This window comes from Methylobacterium sp. B1, from assembly GCF_000333255.1.
In the GTDB taxonomy this organism is placed as follows: Bacteria; Pseudomonadota; Alphaproteobacteria; order Rhizobiales; family Beijerinckiaceae; genus Methylobacterium; species Methylobacterium fujisawaense.
Window position 1 is genome coordinate 1 of sequence record NZ_BACT01000317.1, and the last position, 1,580, is coordinate 1,580.

The window sequence follows — 1,580 nt, forward strand, 5'->3', positions numbered from 1 at the left end:
TGTTCCAGGTCGAGAGCCGGGCGCAGATGTCGATGCTGCCGCGCCTGAAGCCCAAGGAATTCTACGACCTCGTCGTGCAGGTGGCGATCGTGCGCCCCGGTCCGATCCAGGGCGACATGGTCCATCCCTACCTGCGGCGCCGCTCCGGGATCGACCCGGTGGAGTACCCCGCCCCGCACCCGGACCACGGGCCGGCGGACGAACTTAAGGAGGTCCTGCAGAAGACCTACGGGGTGCCGCTGTTTCAGGAGCATGCCATGCAGATCGCCATCACGGCGGCGGGCTTCACCCCGGCCGAGGCCGACGGCCTGCGCCGGGCGATGGCGACCTTCCGCCATGTCGGCTCGATCGGCGGCTTCGCGGACAAGTTCGTGGGCGGCATGACCCGCCGGGGCTACCCGCAGGACTTCGCCGAGCGCTGCTTCGCGCAGATCCGCGGCTTCTCCACCTACGGCTTCCCGGAGAGCCACGCGGCGAGCTTCGCGCTCCTCGTCTACGCCTCGGCCTGGATGAAGTGCCGGCACCCCGACGTCTTCCTGGCCGCGATCCTCAACGCCCAGCCCATGGGCTTCTACCAGCCGGCCCAGCTGGTGCGCGACGCCCGCGCCCACGGGGTCGAGGTGCGGGGCGTCTGCGTCAACGCCAGCGACTGGGACTGCACCCTGGAGCCGGCCGGAAATCCCGCGCTGCACGCCGTGCGGATCGGCCTGCGGGTGGTGCGCGGCCTGCCCGAGGCCGCCATGCGCCGGCTCGTGCGGCTGCGGGCCAACGGCTATGCCAGCATCGAGGGCCTGCAGGCCGCCCTCGCCCTGCCCCGCAACACCCTGGAGCGGCTGGCCGAGGCGGACGCGTTCCGCTCGCTGGGCCTCGACCGGCGCGCCGCCCTCTGGATGGTCCGCACCCTGGAGGGGACCTCGGCGCGCAAGGCCGCCAAGGCCGACCCGAGCGCGCGCCGGGCCCATCTCCTCGACGCGCCCCTGCCGCTCTTCGCCTGGCACGCCGATGACGGCCTGTTCCGGCACGAGCCGGCCGTGGACCTGCCGTCCCTGGCCCCGTCCGAGGCGGTGGCCGAGGATTACGCCGCCACCGGCCTGTCGCTGCAGGGGCACCCGGTCGCCTTCTTCCGGGGGCGGCTCGCCCGGATCGGCGCGATCCCGGCCCGGGCGCATCTCGATCCCGCCCTGCCCCAGGGGGCGCGGGTCACGGTGGCGGGCCTCGTGCTGATCCGCCAGCGGCCCGGCACCGCCAAGGGCGTGGTGTTCCTGACCCTGGAGGACGAGACCGGTATCGCCAACGTGATCGTCTGGAAGACGGTGTTCGAGGCCAACCGCCGGATCGCCATGCAGGCCCGGTTCCTCGCCGTGCGCGGCCGGATCCAGCGGGCGGACGGGGTGGTCCATCTCGTGGCCGAGGGGTTTCGCGATCTCACCGCGTCCCTGCGCGACCTGCGCGAGGCCGGGATGAAGCTGCCCCCCGAGAACACGGATTTCGGCGTGCCCCCGGATCGGCGCGTGTATCGCAGCCGGGATTTCCACTGAGGAACGCCCCTCGACAGGCCCCGCGCCGCGCGTAGAGTGCGG

1 protein-coding gene is annotated in these 1,580 nt (G+C 73.0%); it reads left to right on the forward strand.

All coding sequences use genetic code 11. From position 1 onward, the window contains the following. Positions 1-1,538: OB-fold nucleic acid binding domain-containing protein (locus tag I53_RS09280; RefSeq protein ID WP_043349567.1), on the forward strand; the 1,538-nt coding region annotated here is incomplete at its 5' end. Positions 1,539-1,580 lie beyond the last annotated feature (42 nt).